The sequence below is a fragment of the Microvirga pakistanensis genome, assembly GCF_004458765.1.
GTDB classification, from domain to species: Bacteria; Pseudomonadota; Alphaproteobacteria; order Rhizobiales; family Beijerinckiaceae; genus Microvirga; species Microvirga pakistanensis.
The window spans coordinates 1-259 of the sequence record NZ_SPJX01000382.1; the positions used below are offsets into that span (position 1 = coordinate 1).

1 pseudogene is annotated in these 259 nt (G+C 68.3%); it reads left to right on the top strand.

The annotated features are described in order from the left end of the window. Positions 1 to 259, top strand: a pseudogene (locus E4K09_RS18670) (electron transfer flavoprotein-ubiquinone oxidoreductase); the annotation flags it as partial.

Below are 259 nucleotides of genomic sequence, written 5' to 3' on the forward strand. Positions count from 1 at the left end.
CGCCGACGAGTTCATGTATCTGGGCCATGCCGGCGGCGTGCGCCTGCCCAACGTGTTCATGCCCAAGCTCATGAACAACCACGGCAACTTCGTGGGCTCGCTGGGCAACCTCGCCCGCTATCTCGGCCGCAAGGCGGAGGAGCTGGGGGTGGAGATCTATCCGGGCTTCCCGGCTTCCGAGGTGCTGGTCGAGGACGGCCGGGTGGTGGGGGTGGCCACCGGCGACATGGGCGTCAGCCGCAACGGCGAGCCCAATGCC